This window comes from Isoptericola sp. b408, assembly GCF_030588085.1.
In the GTDB taxonomy this organism is placed as follows: domain Bacteria; phylum Actinomycetota; class Actinomycetes; order Actinomycetales; family Cellulomonadaceae; genus Isoptericola; species Isoptericola sediminis.
The window spans coordinates 48,190-64,533 of the sequence record NZ_JAUQYQ010000005.1 but is presented as its reverse complement, the minus strand read 5'-3'; the positions used below and the strand labels follow the sequence as shown (position 1 = coordinate 64,533).

At 76.5% G+C, this 16,344-nt stretch carries 15 protein-coding genes; 6 read left to right on the top strand and 9 right to left on the bottom strand.

Going from position 1 to position 16,344, the window contains the following annotated elements; genetic code table 11:
• Nucleotides 1–19: 19 nt before the first annotated feature.
• Nucleotides 20–568, top strand: a complete 549-nt coding sequence (locus Q6347_RS13860) for a GNAT family N-acetyltransferase (protein ID WP_304607664.1) — start codon at nucleotides 20–22, stop codon at nucleotides 566–568.
• 4 nt (nucleotides 569–572) lie between these two features.
• Here the strand turns inward: Q6347_RS13860 and Q6347_RS13855 are convergent, their stop codons facing one another.
• Nucleotides 573–1,853, bottom strand: coding sequence for a type II toxin-antitoxin system HipA family toxin (locus Q6347_RS13855; RefSeq protein ID WP_304607663.1), 1,281 nt, complete (start codon nucleotides 1,851–1,853; stop codon nucleotides 573–575).
• Entirely contained in the window at nucleotides 1,840–2,088 is a 249-nt protein-coding gene (locus Q6347_RS13850) for a helix-turn-helix transcriptional regulator (protein WP_304607662.1), read from the bottom strand. The genes Q6347_RS13855 and Q6347_RS13850 overlap by 14 nt, the downstream gene beginning before the upstream one ends.
• A 182-nt stretch (nucleotides 2,089–2,270) precedes the next feature.
• Here Q6347_RS13850 and Q6347_RS13845 point away from each other — a divergent pair, with 182 nt between their 5' ends.
• Both Q6347_RS13845 and Q6347_RS13840 read left to right on the top strand, forming a co-directional pair.
• A complete protein-coding gene (locus tag Q6347_RS13845; protein WP_304607661.1) occupies nucleotides 2,271–3,020 on the top strand; it encodes a DUF3592 domain-containing protein in 750 nt (249 codons plus the stop codon).
• Entirely contained in the window at nucleotides 3,014–3,238 is a 225-nt protein-coding gene (locus Q6347_RS13840; protein WP_304607660.1) for a hypothetical protein, read from the top strand. Before Q6347_RS13845 ends, Q6347_RS13840 begins: the two co-directional genes overlap by 7 nt.
• A gap of 12 nt (nucleotides 3,239–3,250) precedes the next feature.
• Here Q6347_RS13840 and Q6347_RS13835 read toward each other — a convergent pair whose 3' ends face one another.
• Nucleotides 3,251–4,780 (bottom strand): RsmB/NOP family class I SAM-dependent RNA methyltransferase, encoded by a 1,530-nt coding sequence (locus Q6347_RS13835; protein WP_304607659.1) that lies wholly within the window; start codon nucleotides 4,778–4,780, stop codon nucleotides 3,251–3,253.
• Nucleotides 4,777–5,739, bottom strand: coding sequence for a methionyl-tRNA formyltransferase (gene fmt, locus Q6347_RS13830; RefSeq protein ID WP_304607658.1), 963 nt, complete (start codon nucleotides 5,737–5,739; stop codon nucleotides 4,777–4,779). Before fmt ends, Q6347_RS13835 begins: the two co-directional genes overlap by 4 nt.
• A 176-nt stretch (nucleotides 5,740–5,915) precedes the next feature.
• Here fmt and Q6347_RS13825 point away from each other — a divergent pair, with 176 nt between their 5' ends.
• Nucleotides 5,916–6,758 (top strand): serine protein kinase RIO, encoded by an 843-nt coding sequence (locus Q6347_RS13825; RefSeq protein WP_304607657.1) that lies wholly within the window; start codon nucleotides 5,916–5,918, stop codon nucleotides 6,756–6,758.
• Between the two features lie 106 nt (nucleotides 6,759–6,864).
• On the opposite strand, the gene thpD is transcribed toward Q6347_RS13825, so the two are convergent.
• Entirely contained in the window at nucleotides 6,865–7,764 is a 900-nt protein-coding gene (gene thpD, locus Q6347_RS13820) for an ectoine hydroxylase (protein ID WP_304607656.1), read from the bottom strand.
• A gap of 199 nt (nucleotides 7,765–7,963) precedes the next feature.
• On the opposite strand from thpD, the gene Q6347_RS13815 reads away from it, so the two are divergent.
• The gene (locus tag Q6347_RS13815; RefSeq protein WP_171245831.1) at nucleotides 7,964–8,362 is read left to right on the top strand and encodes a hypothetical protein; all 399 of its coding nucleotides are present in this window, start codon (nucleotides 7,964–7,966) and stop codon (nucleotides 8,360–8,362) included.
• 29 nt (nucleotides 8,363–8,391) lie between these two features.
• Here Q6347_RS13815 and Q6347_RS13810 read toward each other — a convergent pair whose 3' ends face one another.
• The 3 genes from Q6347_RS13810 to Q6347_RS13800 are packed head-to-tail and all read right to left on the bottom strand — an operon-like array spanning nucleotide 8,392 to nucleotide 14,397.
• Nucleotides 8,392–11,946, bottom strand: a complete 3,555-nt coding sequence (locus Q6347_RS13810) for an error-prone DNA polymerase (RefSeq protein ID WP_304607655.1) — start codon at nucleotides 11,944–11,946, stop codon at nucleotides 8,392–8,394.
• Nucleotides 11,939–13,588 carry a DNA polymerase Y family protein gene (locus Q6347_RS13805; RefSeq protein WP_304607654.1) on the bottom strand — a complete coding sequence of 550 codons (1,650 nt, stop codon included), beginning with the start codon at nucleotides 13,586–13,588 and terminating at the stop codon, nucleotides 11,939–11,941. The genes Q6347_RS13810 and Q6347_RS13805 overlap by 8 nt, the downstream gene beginning before the upstream one ends.
• On the bottom strand, nucleotides 13,585–14,397 hold the full coding sequence (locus tag Q6347_RS13800) for a hypothetical protein (RefSeq protein WP_304607653.1): 813 nt from the start codon (nucleotides 14,395–14,397) through the stop codon (nucleotides 13,585–13,587). Before Q6347_RS13800 ends, Q6347_RS13805 begins: the two co-directional genes overlap by 4 nt.
• A 188-nt stretch (nucleotides 14,398–14,585) precedes the next feature.
• Here Q6347_RS13800 and fabG point away from each other — a divergent pair, with 188 nt between their 5' ends.
• A complete protein-coding gene (gene fabG / locus Q6347_RS13795) occupies nucleotides 14,586–15,347 on the top strand; it encodes a 3-oxoacyl-ACP reductase FabG (RefSeq protein WP_304607652.1) in 762 nt (253 codons plus the stop codon).
• 7 nt (nucleotides 15,348–15,354) lie between these two features.
• Here the strand turns inward: fabG and Q6347_RS13790 are convergent, their stop codons facing one another.
• Complete coding sequence (locus Q6347_RS13790) at nucleotides 15,355–16,326, bottom strand: squalene cyclase (protein WP_304607651.1); 972 nt, start codon at nucleotides 16,324–16,326, stop codon at nucleotides 15,355–15,357.
• Nucleotides 16,327–16,344: the final 18 nt, after the last annotated feature.

Genomic DNA, 16,344 nt, shown 5'->3' with positions numbered 1-16,344 from the left:
GTCGGTCTACGCTCGCCCCGTGGCACCACTCCCCTCCCCCGGCGACGGGCCGCCCGGTGCGGTGGACCGTCCCCGGATCCGGCGCGCGGTCCCGGCCGACCTCCCGGCGGTCGCCGCGATCTTCGCGCCGTACGTGACCGGTACGGCGGTGACGTTCGCGGAGGACCCGCCGAGCGCCGCCGACTGGTCCGACCGGCTGGAGGACGCGGACGCGGGCGGACTCCCCTTCCTCGTCGCCGAGCTCGACGGCGCGGTCGTCGGGTACGCCTACGTGACACCCTGGCGTCCGCGGGCGGCCTACCGCCACACCGTCGAGGACACGATCTACCTGGCACCGGCCGCGCAGGGGCGCAGCGTGGGGACCCGCCTGCTGTCGGCGCTGCTGGACGCCTGCACGGTGGCCGGCATCCGCCAGGTGGTCGCGGTCGTCGCCGACGACCCGGCGGGTGCCGGGTCGGTGCCCCTGCACCGTCGCCTCGGGTTCGAGGTCGTCGGGGTGCTGCGCGACGTCGGGCGCAAGCACGGACGCGACGTCAGCACGATGCTGATGCAGCGCACGCTGCACTGATCGGTCAGCGCAGGTCAGCGCGCAGACGGTCGGTGCAGGCCTCGACGGTGCGCCACGCCGCCTCGCCGACGCCGGGGTGGGCGTCGCGGTCGACCTCCCCCAGCGCCGTGCGCAGGCCGTCCAGCGTGGTCGTGACGACCCGCTCCGCCCGGCGACGCGGCAGCCCCCACGCGACCCCCTCGTCCACGAGGTCGGTGCCGGTGATCGCATCCATGTCCCGCGTGCCCGCCACGTCCATGGCGAAGACGCGCGAGGCGTGCTCGTGGTGCAGGTGCATGGAGATGTCGTAGGCCGGGGCGAGGGACACCGTCCCGTCCGCGCGGCGCAGCATCGAGATGTTCTTGGCGTGTGCATCGGTGTTGCCGAGGGCCAGGTTGAGCGTCGTCAGCGCCAGGAGGCGGTCCGGGCGGGAGCCGTCGTCGCGCAGCACCTGGGCGATCGCCCGCAGCGACGGGATGGTCCGTCCGTGCTGGAACTTGCGCTCCGGGTCGCGGGTGTTGATGCCCAGCGCCTGGGCGGCGTCCTCCTGGTGGATCCGCCGCAGCCCGCCCGGTGCCTCGGCGTCGGGGACACGGTCGTACCGGGACACCACGAGGCAGCGCACGTCCTCGAAGGTCTCCACGTGCGCCTGGATCGTGGTGAGGCCGATACGCCGTGCGAGCTCGATCGCCGCCGCCTCGGTGTCGACGAGGTCCGCAGTCGGCGAGTCGGCGTCCCGGGCGACCTTGAGGATGTGGGTGGTCGGCCGGTCCGGGGCGGCGCGCCACCAGGTGCCGGCGTCCCGGACGAGACCGATCTTCGGCTCCATGCCCGGCAGCGAGCTCGTCAGCCGCTGGCTGCGCGCCGTCCCGCCCGCGCGGGCGATGCTCGCGCGCAGCAGGTCGGCGACACCGGACTCGTCCAGCGGTACGGGATCACCGTCGACGCTGCGGAGGTCCGCGCCCACGGCGACGAACTGGAGCGCCCCGACGGTGTCCCCGCCGTAGGCGCCGAAGAAGCCGACCGGATCGTCCGGGTCGACACCGACGTCCATCGCCATGTGGTCACGGACGCGACCCTCGGGCATCAGTCCGTCGAGCCAGGCGTTCACACGGGCCGGTGCGGGCGGGGCGTCGGCGTCCATGGGCAGCAGGTGGGACAGCACGCGCGACCCGTATCCCCAGCGGTCGATCGCCGCGGCGTCCCACTCCAGCTCCACGCGCAGGGCGCCCCGGCCGGTGTCCCGCGCGGAGAACCGGCCGACGCGGCTGCCGTAGAGCCAGGCGTCGAGCTCAGACGCGGTCATCCGTGCCCCGCTCCTCGAGCCGGACGTCGATGCCGAGCTCGTCGAACATCTCGAACAGCCGGGTGATGTAGAGGTTCCCGACACCCGACTCGACCTCGGAGACGTACTGGCGCGTCAGGCCGAGCTCGTCCGCGAGCGCAGCCTGGCTGAGTCCGCGGCGTTTGCGGGCCTGCTGCACGAAGCGACCGAGGTCACGGGCGCCGCGGGCGCGGGTCCAGCGGTCGGTGGTGGTCATGTCGCCTCCGATGTCAGGTTTCTCTGACGGACCTTTCTGTCAGAGTATCCCGACATCCCTCGCTGTGCAAGGAATACCTGGCGTCTTGGGCCGCGTCTGCGCTACCTTGCGGCGACACACTCCGGGGAGGCGGACCGTTGGCACGCAGGACACATCCCGACTGGCAGCCCCGGAAGAATCCGATGAACCACGCCGGTCATCATCCCCCGCCGGCCCGGTGGCAGCAGGCGTTCCGCAGGGTCGAGGCGAGCTCCACGGGGCACATCGCCCTGGTCCTGGCCCTCATGACCATCTTCTCGCTCGTGCTGGCAGGTCTGTCCGTCGACCACGTCGGTACGCGGATCGCGCTCGCGCAGGACGGTGTCGAGTCCCGGGCACGCGTCGTGCACGTGGAGGGCGGGCGCCGGGACCTCGTCGGGGCCGTGACGGTCGAGCTGCTCCACGGTACCGGCGGAACCGTGCGCATCGCGCACCCGCCCGGAGGGAAGCGGGAAGGATCGGTCCTCGACGTCGTCTACGACCCCGACGACCCCGCCCGGGCGATCGCCGTGGACGAGCCCCTGGTGGACGCGGAGATCCTCCTCGTCACGGCCCTCGACGTGCTGGCGCTGATCCTCTGGTTCCCCTCCGGGTACGGCGTCTCGGTGCTCTGGTCATGCCGACGCCGTGGCTGGTGGCGTACCGACGTGCTGGGGCACATCGCCCGTCACGCCCAGCACGCCCCCGTCACGCGCACCGTGATCGCGTTGCTCGTCGTTCCGCTGACGTCACCGTGGCGGCGACAGGGTTCGTGGTGGCCACGTGGGAGCGGTCGCGCACTCTGGAGCTGCAGGGTGTTCCCGCCCACGCGACGGTCGTCCACGCCGACTGGGCGGGACCGGTCGGCCACCGGCTCGTCGTGGACGTCGAGGGGTACGAGCGGGCGATGCTGAGCCACTGGCACGGCGTACCGGCCCGGGACGAGATCCTGGACGTGGTCGTCGACCCCGAGGACCCCTCCCTGGTCGCCCAGGCCGGCGCGGGCGTGTGGGGGACGTCCGAGCGGTCCGCGGCCGTCCTGGCGGCGACCGGCCTCGTGGTGACGGCCATCCTCGTCCCGGCTGCCGTCACCGGCCTGGTACGACGTCGACGAACGCCCGTCGACGGCTGACGCCGGTCCCGGTCAGCCGGTCCGGCGCAGCAGCGTCAGGTGCATCGCGTCCGTGCCGTGCACGTGCGGCCACAGCTGGACGTCGAGCCCGCCCGCGCCGCCGTCGTCGGGCCCGAGGTCGATCTGCGCCCCCGGGACGAGCACGTCACGCACGGCGGCGCGGGCGTCCAGGCGGGTGACGTCGTCGCGGCGGCGCAGCACGTCGTCGACCACGAGCCGCGTCTCGGCCAGGTGCGGCGAGCAGGTCACGTAGGCGACCACTCCCCCGGGCCGGACGGCGTCCACGGCGGAGTCGAGCAGCTCGCCCTGCAGCCGGGTGAGCACCCCGAGGTCGGCGGGGGTGCGTCGCCAGCGCGACTCGGGACGCCGGCGCAGCGCCCCCAGGCCGGTGCAGGGGGCGTCGACGAGCACGCGGTCGTAGGCGCCGGGCTCCTCGGAGCCCATCTCGCGTCCGTCCCCGGTGCGCACCTGCTCCACGACCCCCTCGGGCACGGCCCGCAGCCCGCGGCGCACCAGGCGCGCCCGGTGCGGCTGGACCTCGTTGGCGACCAGGCGGGCGTCGCGCTGCGCGGCGAGCGCGGCCAGCAGGGCCGCCTTGCCCCCGGGGCCGGCGCACAGGTCGAGCCAGCGCGCGTCGGGCCCCTCCAGGGGGGCGGCCGCCAGGGCGAGGGTGACGAGCTGGCTGCCCTCGTCCTGGACGCCGGCCCGCCCGTCGGCGACGGCGGGCACGTCGGCGGGGTCGGTGCCGGCGCCGAGCACCCGCGCGGTGGGGGCCCAGCGGCCCGCCTCGAGGCGCACGTCGTGCCCGGCGCCGTCGGCCAGGGCGTCGGCGTCCACGAGCCCGGGCCGGGCGACGAGGGTCACCCGCGGGGGCGTGTTGTCCGCGTCGAGCAGGTCGCCGATCTCGCCGACGTCGCGCCCGGACCCGTGCAGGGCCTCGCGCAGGGCGCGGGTGACCCACACCGGGTGCGAGCCGACCTGCGCCAGGGCCGTGACGGCGTCGGGAGCGTCGGCGCGCAGCTCGTCGAGCCACTCGTCCAGCGGGCGGCGACCCACGGCACGCAGCACGGCGTTGACCATCTGGGCGGGTCCGGCGCCGACCCGGTCGCGGCACAGGGCGACCGTCTCGGAGACCGCGGCGTGGGCGGGCACCCGCATGCCGAGCAGCTGGTGGGCGCCCAGGCGCAGCACGTCGAGCACCTCGGTGTCGAGGCGGTCCAGCGGGCGGCTGACGCAGCGCGCCAGGATCGCGTCGTAGCGCCCGCGCAGGCGCAGGGTGCCGTAGGCGAGCTCGGTGGCGAACCCGGCGTCGCGCCCGCTCAGGCCGCGCTCGCGCAGCAGCGGGGGCAGCACGAGGTTGGCGTAGGCGTCGGAGGTGTCGACCTCGCGCAGCACGTCGTAGGCGGCGGTGCGCGCCGGGTCGGTGCGTCGGCGGCGCTCGGAGGGCGCCTGGGCGCTGCGGTGGCCCTGCCCGCGGGAGCGGGCGGCCCCCCGCTGACGTCCCCGGGGGTTGCGGCGCTCGTCGCGACGGTCCTCGCTCATCGGGCACCACCCAGCGGGGCGCCGGACTCGACGACGTCCCGTCCGGCGCCGCGCGCCCAGTCGGCCGCGCCCATGGGCTTCTTGCCCACGGGCCGCACCTCGCCCAGCTCGACGGCATGGGTGGCGGTGCCCACCAGCACCTCGGACTTGCCGGCCCGCACCTGGCCGGGGGCGAGGTCGACCACGTCGGGTCGCGGGCGCACCGGGCCCAGGCCGAGCCGGGCACCCGGCGTGCCCTCCTCGGACGCGGGCAGCGTCGTCCACGCCCCCGGCGCGGGGGTGACCGCCCGCACGCGCCGGTCGACCGCGAGCGCCGGGTCGTCCCAGCGCACCAGGGCGTCCTCGGCGGTGATCTTGGGGGCGTAGGAGGCGCCGTCGGGGCTCTGCGGCTGCGGGGACAGGGTGCCGGCCTCCAGGGCGTCCAGGGTGGCCACGAGCAGCCCCGCGCCGGAGGTGGCCAGACGCCCGAGCAGGTCGCCGGAGGTGTCGCTGGGTCGGATCGTCTCGGTGGAGGTGCCCAGCACCGGGCCGGTGTCCATGCCGTCGTCGAGCAGGAACGTGGTGGCGCCGGTGACGTCGTCGCCGGCCAGCACCGCGTGCTGGACGGGGGCGGCACCGCGCCAGGCGGGCAGCACGGAGAAGTGCAGGTTGACCCAGCCCAGCCGGGGCACGGCGAGCACGTCGGGGCGCAGCAGGTGGCCGTAGGCGACCACGGGGGCGGCGTCCACCTCGAGGGCGCGCAGCCGGGCGACGAACTCCTCCCCGCGCGGGACGTCGGTGATGACCTCGATGCCGGCCTCCTCCGCGGCGACGCGCACGGGGCTGGGCACCAGCCGGCGACCGCGGCCGGCGCGGGCGTCGGCGCGGGTCAGCACGGCGACGACCTCGTGGTCGGAGTCGATCAGGGCCCGCAGGGCGGGCACGGCGGGTTCGGGGGTTCCGGCAAACAGCAGACGCACCGTGCAAGTCTAGGCCGCGGAAAATCCCGTGCGTCCCGCGCGCCGGCGGGCCCAGACTGGCACCGCACGCGCCAGAGCACGCACCCGCGACCTGCGCGGGCCGACACGGAAGGAGGCCGAGCGATGACCCTGACCCACCGGACCGTTCGTGCCCTCACCACCCGAAGGATCCTTCCGTGCCCCCGAACCTCTCCCTCTCCCTGACCACCGCCGACCACGACGGCCCCGGCCCGGACCAGCGCTGGTCGACCTGGCCGACCGTCGCCAAGGGTCAGCGCGGCCCGGCGCCACGACCCGACTGGGTCGTCACCGCGGCCGCCGCCCTGGACACCGAGCTCGGCGTCCTCAAGACCGGCAAGGAGGCCGACGTCTTCCTCGTCGAACGTGCCGTGCCCGCCGACCCCGGCCAGGCCTCGCTCCTGGCCGCCAAGCGGTACCGCACCCCCGAGCACCGCCAGTTCCACCGCGACAGCACCTACACCGACGGACGCCGCGTGCGCCGCACGCGCGACCAGCGCGCCGTCGAGGACCGCCGCTCGGCGTGGGGGCGCGCCGTGCGCGCGACCCAGTGGGCCGACGCCGAGTTCACCACGCTGAGCAGGCTGTGGGACGCGGGGGCGGCCGTGCCCTACCCGGTGCAGGTCGACGGCACCGAGGTGCTCATGGAGTTCGTCGGCACGGTCGACGACGACGGCACGGCGGTCGCGGCGCCGCGGCTGGACCGCAGCCGACCGGCCCCGGACGAGCTCGCCGACTGGTTCGAGCAGCTGCTGGCCACGATGAGCGTGCTGGCCCGGCTCGGCTGGGCGCACGGGGACCTGTCGCCGTACAACGTGCTGGTCGACGCCGGGCGCATCGTCGTCATCGACGTGCCCCAGGTCGTGGACCTCGTGGCCAACCCTGCGGGCCCCGAGCTGCTGCACCGCGACTGCCGCACGGTCTGCCGCTGGTTCGCCGCGCGCGGGCTCGCGGTGGACGCCGACGAGGTGTTCGCCGACCTGCTGGCGCAGGCCTGGTGACGGCACCGGGCGCCGGTGCGCTGCGAGCGCACCGGCGCTCGGGCCGGCAGACCGGCGGCCGACCTGGGCCGGGCACCGTGTTGCCCGGCCCAGCCCGGCTCCCGGACTACCGCAGCGGCGTGGTGTCGCGGCTGCCGATGTGCTCGGGCCGCGGCGCGGGCGCGCTGTACGGCTCGGTGAGCGCGTTCTCGACGCTGTTGAACACCAGGAAGATGTTCGACCGCGGGAACGGCGTGATGTTGTTGCCGGACCCGTGCATGATGTTCGCGTCGAACCAGAGCGCCGAGCCGGCCGCACCGGTGAACTGGTCGATGCCGTACCTCCGGGCGAGCTCGGTGATGGCGTCCTCGGAGGGCACGCCGATCCGCTGCTCCTTGAGGGAGTCCTGGTGGTAGTTCTCCGGGGTCTCGCCTACGCACGGCACGTAGGTGCCGTGCGAGCCCGGCATGACCATCAGGCCGCCGTTGTACGGGTAGTTGGGCGTCAGCGCGATCGAGCAGCTCACGGCGCGCGGGGCCGGCATGCCGTCCTCGGCGTGCCAGGTCTCGAAGTCCGAGTGCCAGTAGAAGCCGGCGCCCTTGTAGCCGGGCATGTAGTTGACGCGCGTCTGGTGCAGGTACACGTCCGAGCCGAGCAGCTGGCGGGCACGGTCGAGCAGCCGCGGGTCCCGGGCGAGCGCGTCGATCTGCTGGCTGAGCCTCGTGACCTCGAAGACGGAGCGGACCTCGCCGGAGCTCTTCTCGGTGACGACCCGCGGGTCGCCCCGCAGCGAATCGTCCGAGGACAGCCGGCTCAGCTCCGCGCTGTACCGGGTCACCTCGTCGGGGGTGATGAAGTCCTCGAGGACGGTGAAGCCCCGCTGCTCGTGCGCCGCGAGGGTGTCGGCGTCGAACGGGCCGTCCTCGGCCGTGCCCCACACCGTGGGGTGCTGACGCTCGACGAACGCGCCGGGCTGGGCCAGACGGCTCGGGTAGAGGTCGGTCGTGGTCTCGACCATGGCGGTCATGGGTCTCCCTTCTCCCGGGTCGTCCCGGGATCGTGGCGTCTCATGCACGCAGCGTGCCCGCGCCGTCAGGGCCGACGGGGCGAGCACGCGCACCCTCCAGTCAGTACGTGACCGGACCGGTCGTGTCAAAAGGTCGGCCGCCGGGCCGTGCCGTGGCGGTCGGCTCGTGTGGACCCGGCACCCGGCCTACCGTGGGCAGATGGCGACCGACACCGGCGACTACGACCACGAGGCGCTGCGCACCTACTTCGTCGAGCAGGGCCTGGCACTGGGTTCCGGCGACCTGGAGGCGGTCGCCGACCGGTTCGACGCGACCGCCGTGCTGGTGCTCGCCGAGGAGACGGTGGCGCTGTCGACCCCGGAGCGGGTGCACGACATGCTGCGCGAGCACGCCGGGGCGCCGGACCCGGGGGACGCCGTCGCGCTGGTGCCCCAGGTCACCGACTCCGCCGAGCTGGGCTGGGCGCTGCTGTGGGTCGAGGTGCGCTGGAGCCTGCGCGACGAGCTGGCCGCGGAACGCTCCAGCCGGCGGGTGCGCTACCTGCTGCGGCGGGCCCGGGGCACCTTCGAGGTCTGCGTCGTGGTGCCGCTCGCCTGAGGCGGCGGGCGGACCGGCGCCGAGCGCTGTCAGCGGAAGTCGCGCGACCGGGTCGTGACCGGCAGGCGCAGCGGCGCCAGGTGCTCGGCGAGCAGGTTGACCGCGCCGTCGGCCTGCTCCACCTGTCCGCGTACCACGAGCGCCGGGGCGCCGCGCGCCACGGTGCGGAACCGGCGCCACAGCCCGGGGGTGCAGATGACGTTGAGCAGCCCGGTCTCGTCCTCCAGGGACAGGAACGTCACCCCGCCGGCGGTGCCCGGCCGCTGCCGGTGGGTGACCACCCCGCCGACCGCGACGCGGCGTCCCGGCTCCGTCGCCGTGGCCGCGGCCACCGTGAGCACGCCCTGGCGGTCCAGCCCGGCGCGCACGTGCTCCAGCGGTGAGGTGGAGTCCGGGGTGATGCCGGTGGCCCAGGCGTCGGCGACGTCGATCTCCAGGGGGTCCATGCCGGGCAGCGCCGGGGCGGACACCCCCACGCTGACCCCCTCGAGCGTGGCGGGCCCCTCCTGCCCGAGCGCGCCCGCGGCCCACAGCCCCTCGCGGCGGGTCACCCCGAGCGAGGCCAGCGCCCCGGCGGTGGCCAGGGCCTCCAGGCGCGCGGTGGACAGCTCGACGCGGCGCACGAGGTCGCGCAGGTCGGTGAACGGCCCGCGCGCGGCCCGCTCGGCGACCATCTGCTCGGCGACGTCGGCGCCCAGCCCCCGCACGGCGCCGAGGCCGAGCCGGACGGCCAGCGCCTCGTCGACGTCGAGCGGCACCCCGCCGCTGCCGACGACGCCCTCGTCGAGCATGCCCGGGGGGCCCGTCCCGCTCTCCGGACGGGCCCCCCGGGCATGCTCGACCGGGCCGGCGACAGGGTCGTGCGTCTGCGCCTCGACGCCCGCGAGCGCCGCCGAGGCGTTGACGTCCGGGCGTAGCACGCGCACCCCGTGCCGGCGGGCGTCGGCGACCAGGGACGCCGGGGAGTAGAACCCCATCGGCTGGGCGGCGAGCAGCCCGGCGTAGAACGCCTCGGGGTGGTGCACCTTGAGCCAGGAGCTGGCGTAGACCAGGAAGGCGAACGAGTAGGCGTGCGACTCGGGGAACCCGAAGTCGGCGAAGGCCCGCAGCTTGTCGTAGATCTCCTCCTGGACGTCCGGCGGCACGCCGCGCTCGGTCATGCCGGCGAACAGGCGCCCGCGCAGCGCCTCCATGCGTTCCACGGAGCGTTTGGAGCCCATGGCCCGGCGCAGCCGGTCGGACTCGGCGGGGGTGAACCCGGCGACGTCGATCGCCATCTGCATGAGCTGCTCCTGGAACAGCGGCACCCCCAGGGTGCGCCGCAGCGACGGCTCCAGCAGGGGGTGCAGGTAGGTGACCTCCTCGCGGCCCCGGGAGCGTTCGATGTAGGGGTGCACCGAGCGGCCCTGGATCGGGCCGGGCCGGATGAGGGCGACCTCGACGACGATGTCGTAGAAGGTCCGGGGCTGCAGCCGCGGCAGGGTGGCCATCTGGGCGCGGGACTCCACCTGGAACACCCCGACGGTGTCGGCGGCGCACAGCAGGTCGTACACGCGCGGGTCCTCGGCCGGCAGGGTGTGCAGCGCGAGGGTCTGCCCGGTGGCCTCGCGGACGGAGGTGAAGGCGTACCGGATCGCGGTGAGCATCCCGAGCCCCAGCAGGTCGAACTTGACCAGCCCGGCGTCGGCGCAGTCCTCCTTGTCCCACTGCAGCACGGTGCGTCCCTCCATCCGGGCCCACTCGACCGGGCAGACCTCGATGACGGGCCGGTCGCACATCACCATGCCCCCGGAGTGGATGCCCAGGTGCCGGGGCAGGCGCAGGAACCGTTCGGCGAGGTCCAGCACCGTCGCGGGGATGTGGCCCTCCTGCTCGGCCGACGGCGGCGGCTGGGCGGGCACGACGTCGTGCGGGTCGTCGGCCCGGCGCAGCCCGCCGTCGACGGCGAGCGGGTCGACCACGGGGGCGTCCGGCCGCGGCGGGGTGCCGTGCCGCCACCGGGCGGCGACCTCGGCGCGGCGCTCGTCGCGCCGGGTGACCGGGGCCCCGGCGGCGGCGCGGTCGTCCCCGGTGGCGCGGTCCGCCGCGGGGCTCGCCGGGTCCGGGCCGCGCAGCGACCCCCAGCGTTCGATGGACTTGCTCCAGGCGTCCTGCTGGCCGACGTCGTACCCGAGCGCGCGGGCGGCGTCGCGCACCGCCGAGCGCGGCCGGTAGGAGATGACGTTGGCGACCTGGGCGGCGTGCGTGCGCCCGAACCGGGCGTAGACGTGCTGGATGACCTCCTCGCGCCGTCCGGACTCGATGTCGATGTCGATGTCGGGGGGTCCGTCGCGCTCGGGGGCCAGGAAGCGTTCGAACAGCAGGCCGTGGTGCACGGCGTCGACGGCGGTGATGCCCAGGGCGTAGCAGACCGCGGAGTTGGCGGCGCTGCCGCGACCCTGGCACAGGATGCCCTCGCGGCGGCAGAACTCGACCAGGTCGTAGACCACGAGGAAGTACCCCGGGAAGCCGAGCTGGTCGATGACGCGCAGCTCGTGGTCGATCTGCGCCCACGCCCCGGGCTCCCGCTCGGCGACACCGGGCCCGGGGCGCGGGCCGTAGCGCTCGGCGGCGCCCCGGTGGGTGAGCTCGCGCAGCCAGCTCGCCTCGTCGTGGCCGTCCGGCACCGGGTACGGCGGCAGGTCCGGCGCCACCAGGTGCAGGTCGAACGCGCACTCGGCGGCCAGGTCGGCGGCCGTCGGCACGGCGGCCGGGTGCCGGTGGTGCAGCCGGGCCATCTCGGCGCCCGAGCGCAGGTGCGCCGTGGGGGCGCCGGGCAGCCAGCCGTCCTGGTCGTCCAGGGAGGAGCGGGCGCGCACGGCCGCGAGCGCCCCGGCCAGGTCGGCGTCGCGGGGGCGGGCGTAGTGGGCGGCGGTGGTGGCCACCAGCGGCAGCCCGGCGTCCTGCGACAGCGCGGCGAGCGCCTGGTGCCGGTCGGCGTCGCGGGGGTCGCCGGTGGCGGTGAGCTCCACGGCCACGTTGTCGCGGCCGAAGACGGCGGTGAGCCGGTCGAGCTCGCGGCGGGCGGCGCGCAGCGGGTCCGTGCCGGGCGGGCCCTGCTCGAGCGCCTGCCGCACGGCCCCCTTGCGGCAGCCGGTGAGCACCAGCCACTGGCCGTCGGCCTCGGCCCCGAGCCGGTCGAGGTCGTAGCGGGCCCTGCCCTTGACGCCGGCCTCCAGGTGGGCGGTGGCGATCGCGCGCGACAGGTTCCGGTAGCCGTCCGGTCCGCGGGCGAGCACGAGCAGGTGCGTGGCGCGCGGGTCGGGCACGCCGGTGGGCTCGTCGAGCACCGGCGCGCCGCCGGGCACGGGAGCGGGCAGGTGCAGCTCGGCGCCGAACACGGTGGGCAGCCCGACGGCGCGGGCGGCCTCGGCGAACCGGACCACCCCGTACAGGCCGTCGTGGTCGGTCAGGGCCAGGGCCTCCAGGCCGAGCCGGGCGGCCTCGGCGGCGAGCTCGGCGGGGTGGCTGGCGCCGTCGAGGAAGCTGAACGCCGAGTGGGCGTGCAGCTCGGCGTACCGGGATGCCGGGCGGGGCTCAGTCATAGAGCGCCTCCACGGTCCAGGCGCCCGCGGTCTGGGCGAGCAGCAGCCCGCGCCCGTCGTCGAGCACCGCCTGCAGGTGCACCCGCCGGGTGCCGCCGTCGGGCGCCCACCAGCGTTCGGCCAGCGGCCACGGGCCGGCCCAGCCGACGACGCGGTGCTCCTGGTCGTCCCAGCGCACCCGGTGCGGGTCGCCGCTGCGCCCGAGGCGGGCGTCGACCACGACGTCGGTGCCGGCGGCGTCGAGCAGCCGGGCGGGGGCGGGTTCGGGCAGCAGCGTGGCCGGGGCCGGGCTGGGCAGCGCCCCGGGCCAGGGCCGGTCGGGCGGGCGGTCGACGACGGCCTCCTCACCGTAGGGCACGAGCCGGACCCGGTGGCGCGGGTCGCGGCCGCCGGCGCGGCGCACGGTGAGCACGGCGTCCCCGCCGAGCAGCCCCTGCACCCGGTCCAGCGCCTGGCGGGCGCGCTCGTCCTGCCCGGCGTCGGCGCCCCACAGGGCGGGCTGGTGGGTGCCGGCGGGGGCGACGTCCTCGGCGGCGAGGGCGAGGTGGACCACGGGGGCGACCTCGGGCGAGCCCGCGGTGCCGGTGCGCCGCCGGGCGGCGTCGGTCAGCCAGCCCTCGAGCTGCCAGCGCACCCGGTCGGTGATCCGGGCGGCGGACAGCCCGCCGGCGGCGGTGTCGGTGCGCCAGCAGCGCTCCAGCTCGCCCTCGGTCGTGCGGGCGGTGATGCGCAGCCGGCCGCAGGCCACGCCGTGGGCCACGAGCAGCGCGTGCAGCTCCTCGGCGAGGCGGCGGGCGGCGAACGCGGCGACGTCGACCCGGTCGGCGGGCGGGTCCAGCGCGGTCTCCACGGCCAGGTCGGCCTCGAGGCGGCGGCGGGCGGGCGGGCGCTCGTCCTCGCCGCGAGCCAGGCGGTGCGCCCAGGCGCCGAGGTCGCCGAACCGGGCGGCCACGCTCGCCGCGGGCAGGGCGGCGAGGTCCCCCAGGGTGTGCAGCCCGAGGCGCCACCACAGCCCCACGGCGTCGCGCACGGCCGCCACCACACCGGGGTCGCACACGGCGTGCACGAGCTCGCCCACGGGCCGGGCGGCCAGCGCCGCCGCCGACCCGCCGGGCGGCACGACGGCGTCGGAGCGGGCGGCGAGCACCGCGGCCAGCAGCCCGTCGGCGACCCCGACCTGGCACTCGTGGCCCGCCGCGGCCACCGCGGCGGCCAGGGCCTCGGCCAGCGCCGGCTCGGAGCCGTGGTAGCGCGCGGCGCCGTCGGCGGGCAGCAGCAGCAGGCCGGGGCGGGCGATCTCCAGACCGGCCACGACGGTCTCGGCGGCCGCGGCCACGGGTTCGAAGGTGCGCGCGTCGCGCTCGTCGTCGACCTCCAGCAGCACCAGGTCGGGGCACGCCTCCTGGGCCTGACGGCGCCGCATGCCGCGCCGCACCCCGGCGCTGCGCGCGACGGCGGAGGTCGCCACGACGCTGCGCCCGGCGGTCGTCCCCCCGCCGGCGCGGGCACCGAGGACGGCGGCCGGCACGTGCGCGTCCAGCCCGGCGGCGGCCAGGGCCGCCACCACCGGCCAGTCCGGGACCCACAGCGCCGCGGTGCGGGTGGGGGCGTGCCAGGTCCCGTGGGGGCCGGGCGTGCTCATGCGACCCTCAGGTGCCGGTCGTCGGGCAGGCCGGGCAGGTCCTGCGCGACGGTGTCCGCCGGGGAGGCGGCAAGGGGCGGCTCGCCGCCGAGCGGCACCTCGACGTCGATCTCCACCGGGCGGGCGGACGCCCCGCGCCCGGTGCGCAGCACGCGCAGGGTGCGTCGGCGCAGCCAGCCCGCCCCGGCGTCCACGCCGGTCCAGGTCCCGCCGCGGGCGTCGAGCGTGACGTGGGCACCGGCCCAGCGGCCGGTCGCGACCAGGACGGCCTCGCGCTGGCGGGCCCGGGCGGCGAGGCGGCGCCGGTCGGCGTCCGCCAGCGGGGCCTGCGGACCGACCACGACGACGTCCATGCCGTCCAGCAGCGCGGCCACCACCGCGGGGGCGTCCGGGCCGGGGGCCGGCACGACGACGGTGCGCGCCAGGTCGATCCCGGCGTCGGCGGCGGCCAGCAGCCCGACGGCCGGCGCCCCGACCAGGACGGTCCAGGCGCCGGCGCGCGAGGGCGCGGCCAGCAGCCCGAGCAGCAGGCTCGTCGACCCCTGCACCGCCAGGACGCCGCCGGTGGGCAGCACCCCGCCGGGCAGCAGCGGCGCGAGGTCCGGGTGCACGGCGCGGCCGCCGCGGGGCGGGGCGGTCCGGGGCGGCCCGGCGGCGGGCGGTGCGTCGTCGCCGGGACCGGGCACGCCGACCGGGGTCGGCCGCGGCCGCGCGGGGACCGCACGCTCCGCGGACCGCAGGGCGGCGAGCGCCCGCGCGTGCCGTGCGGCGTGGTCGCTGCGGGCGGGCGCCTCGGGGACGACGGTCACACGCCCCCTCCCCCGGTGATGCGGCGGCCGACGGACCGTCGACCCCTGTTCGAACATCTGTTCGAACATGTCTCTAGTACACGCGCCGCGGCGCCGGGTGTCAACCGGGTCGCCGAGGCCTGGCACACTGGACCGGGCGCGCGGGAGAACCCCGCCCCCGACCGTCACCGTCGACGAGAGGACCCTCGATGACCCCCACCACTGACCGCGTCGCGATCGTCACCGGCGCCGCCCGCGGCATCGGCGCCGCCACCGCCGCCCGGCTCGCCGCGGACGGCCACGCCGTGGCGCTGCTCGACCTGCGCGAGGAGGCCGCGGCCGAGACCGCCGCCACCCTCGTCGCGGACGGGCACCGCGCGCTCGGCGTCGGCGTCGACGTCGCCGACGAGCAGTCCGTGACCGACGCCGTCGAGCGCGTGGTCGCCGAGCTCGGCGCCCCCACCGTGCTGGTCAACAACGCCGGCATCCTGCGCGACAACCTGCTGTTCAAGATGTCCGCCGACGACTGGGACGCCGTGCTCGGGGTGCACCTGCGCGGCGCGTTCCTCATGACCCGTGCCGTGCAGCGGTACATGGTCGACGCCGGGTGGGGCCGCGTCGTCAACCTGTCCAGCACCTCGGCCCAGGGGCACCGCGGCCAGGCGAACTACTCCGCGGCCAAGGCCGGCATGCAGGGGTTCACCAAGACCCTCGCCGTCGAGCTCGGCAAGTTCGGCGTCACGGCCAACGCCGTGGCCCCCGGGGTCATCGAGACCGACATGATCGCCGAGACCGCCCAGCGGGTCGGCGTGCCGCTGGAGGAGTTCCTGGCCGGCATCGCGAAGGACGTCCCGGCCGGCCGCGTCGGGCGGCCCGAGGACATCGCCGCGGCCGTGTCGTTCTTCTGCTCGCCCGAGGCCGGGTACACCAACGGTCAGGTGCTGTACGTCGCGGGCGGCCCCAAGGACTGACGGCCGCTCACGCGCCGTCCCACCACCGCAGCAGGAGCGTCCCGGCCAGCGTGAGCCACCGCGAGGGCTCACCGGCCGGGACGTCCACCTCGAACCACTCCTCGCCCGGGTGGTGGCGGTCGCGCACCCAGGTGCCGTCCTCGCGGCGGGCCGCCCGCACGACCTCGACCGCGTCCGCCAGCCGCTCGTCCGGGGCGAGGCCGTCGTACGCCGCGGCGCGCCGGACGTGGTCGGCCGCGCGCAGCACGCTGTAGCGGCCGCGGTACGGGTACTCGGCCGGCAGCACCCACGGGCCGACGAGCTCGCCGGTGGACAGCCGGTACATCAGGCGGCGCCGCAGCAGGTACTCCTGGCCCGTGCGGCGCGCCTCGCGGGCGCGCTCGTCGCCGCCGACGCGCTGCTCGTAGTCCAGCAGCCCGGCGACCACGTTCAGCGTCGAGGTGACCGAGGAGACCGTGGCCCCGTCCACCCAGTCGCAGTTCCACCCGCCGTCGGCCCGGCGCACCTCGAGAAGACGGTCCAGCACCGGCTCGACGTCCACCCCGAGCCAGGCGCCGTTGGCGAGGGTGAAGGCGTTGATGCAGCAGTCGACCTCCCCGCCCCAGTAGGGCAGGTCGTCGTACTCCCACCGGCAGCCCCGGGCGAGGCGGCCGGGGGTGTCGCGGGCGCGCAGCACCGCGGCGTCCAGGCCCCACTCGCGCAGCGCGTTGAGCGACCAGGTGGTCGCCGTCCAGGGCTGGGGCGGATCGACCTCGGCGCGCTGCACGGCGAAGTACGCCTGCCCGCCCGGGAAGAACGCGCCGCCGGCCCACCGCCCGTCGTCGTCCTGCAGCGCCAGCAGCCGGGCACCGAACCCCTCGGACGCCACCCGGGCGCGCGTGGCACGCCAGACGCTCTCGTCGAGCCCGAGCAGGTCGCGCTCCACCTGCCACCGCAGCGCCGGGTCGGCGTCGAGCAGCCACGACGTGGGCACGGTCATGCCGCGATCGTAGGGCGC

Coding starts and splice junctions, on each gene's coding strand:
- Q6347_RS13850 (WP_304607662.1), bottom strand. CDS start 2,088: ATGACCACCACCGACCGCTGGACCCGCGCCCGCGGCGCCCGTGACCTC.
- Q6347_RS13810 (WP_304607655.1), bottom strand. CDS start 11,946: ATGACTGAGCCCCGCCCGGCATCCCGGTACGCCGAGCTGCACGCCCAC.
- thpD (WP_304607656.1), bottom strand. CDS start 7,764: ATGACCGCCATGGTCGAGACCACGACCGACCTCTACCCGAGCCGTCTG.
- Q6347_RS13845 (WP_304607661.1), top strand. CDS start 2,271: ATGAACCACGCCGGTCATCATCCCCCGCCGGCCCGGTGGCAGCAGGCG.
- Q6347_RS13840 (WP_304607660.1), top strand. CDS start 3,014: ATGCTGAGCCACTGGCACGGCGTACCGGCCCGGGACGAGATCCTGGAC.
- Q6347_RS13790 (WP_304607651.1), bottom strand. CDS start 16,326: ATGACCGTGCCCACGTCGTGGCTGCTCGACGCCGACCCGGCGCTGCGG.
- Q6347_RS13855 (WP_304607663.1), bottom strand. CDS start 1,853: ATGACCGCGTCTGAGCTCGACGCCTGGCTCTACGGCAGCCGCGTCGGC.
- fabG (WP_304607652.1), top strand. CDS start 14,586: ATGACCCCCACCACTGACCGCGTCGCGATCGTCACCGGCGCCGCCCGC.
- Q6347_RS13835 (WP_304607659.1), bottom strand. CDS start 4,780: ATGAGCGAGGACCGTCGCGACGAGCGCCGCAACCCCCGGGGACGTCAG.
- Q6347_RS13815 (WP_171245831.1), top strand. CDS start 7,964: ATGGCGACCGACACCGGCGACTACGACCACGAGGCGCTGCGCACCTAC.
- Q6347_RS13805 (WP_304607654.1), bottom strand. CDS start 13,588: ATGAGCACGCCCGGCCCCCACGGGACCTGGCACGCCCCCACCCGCACC.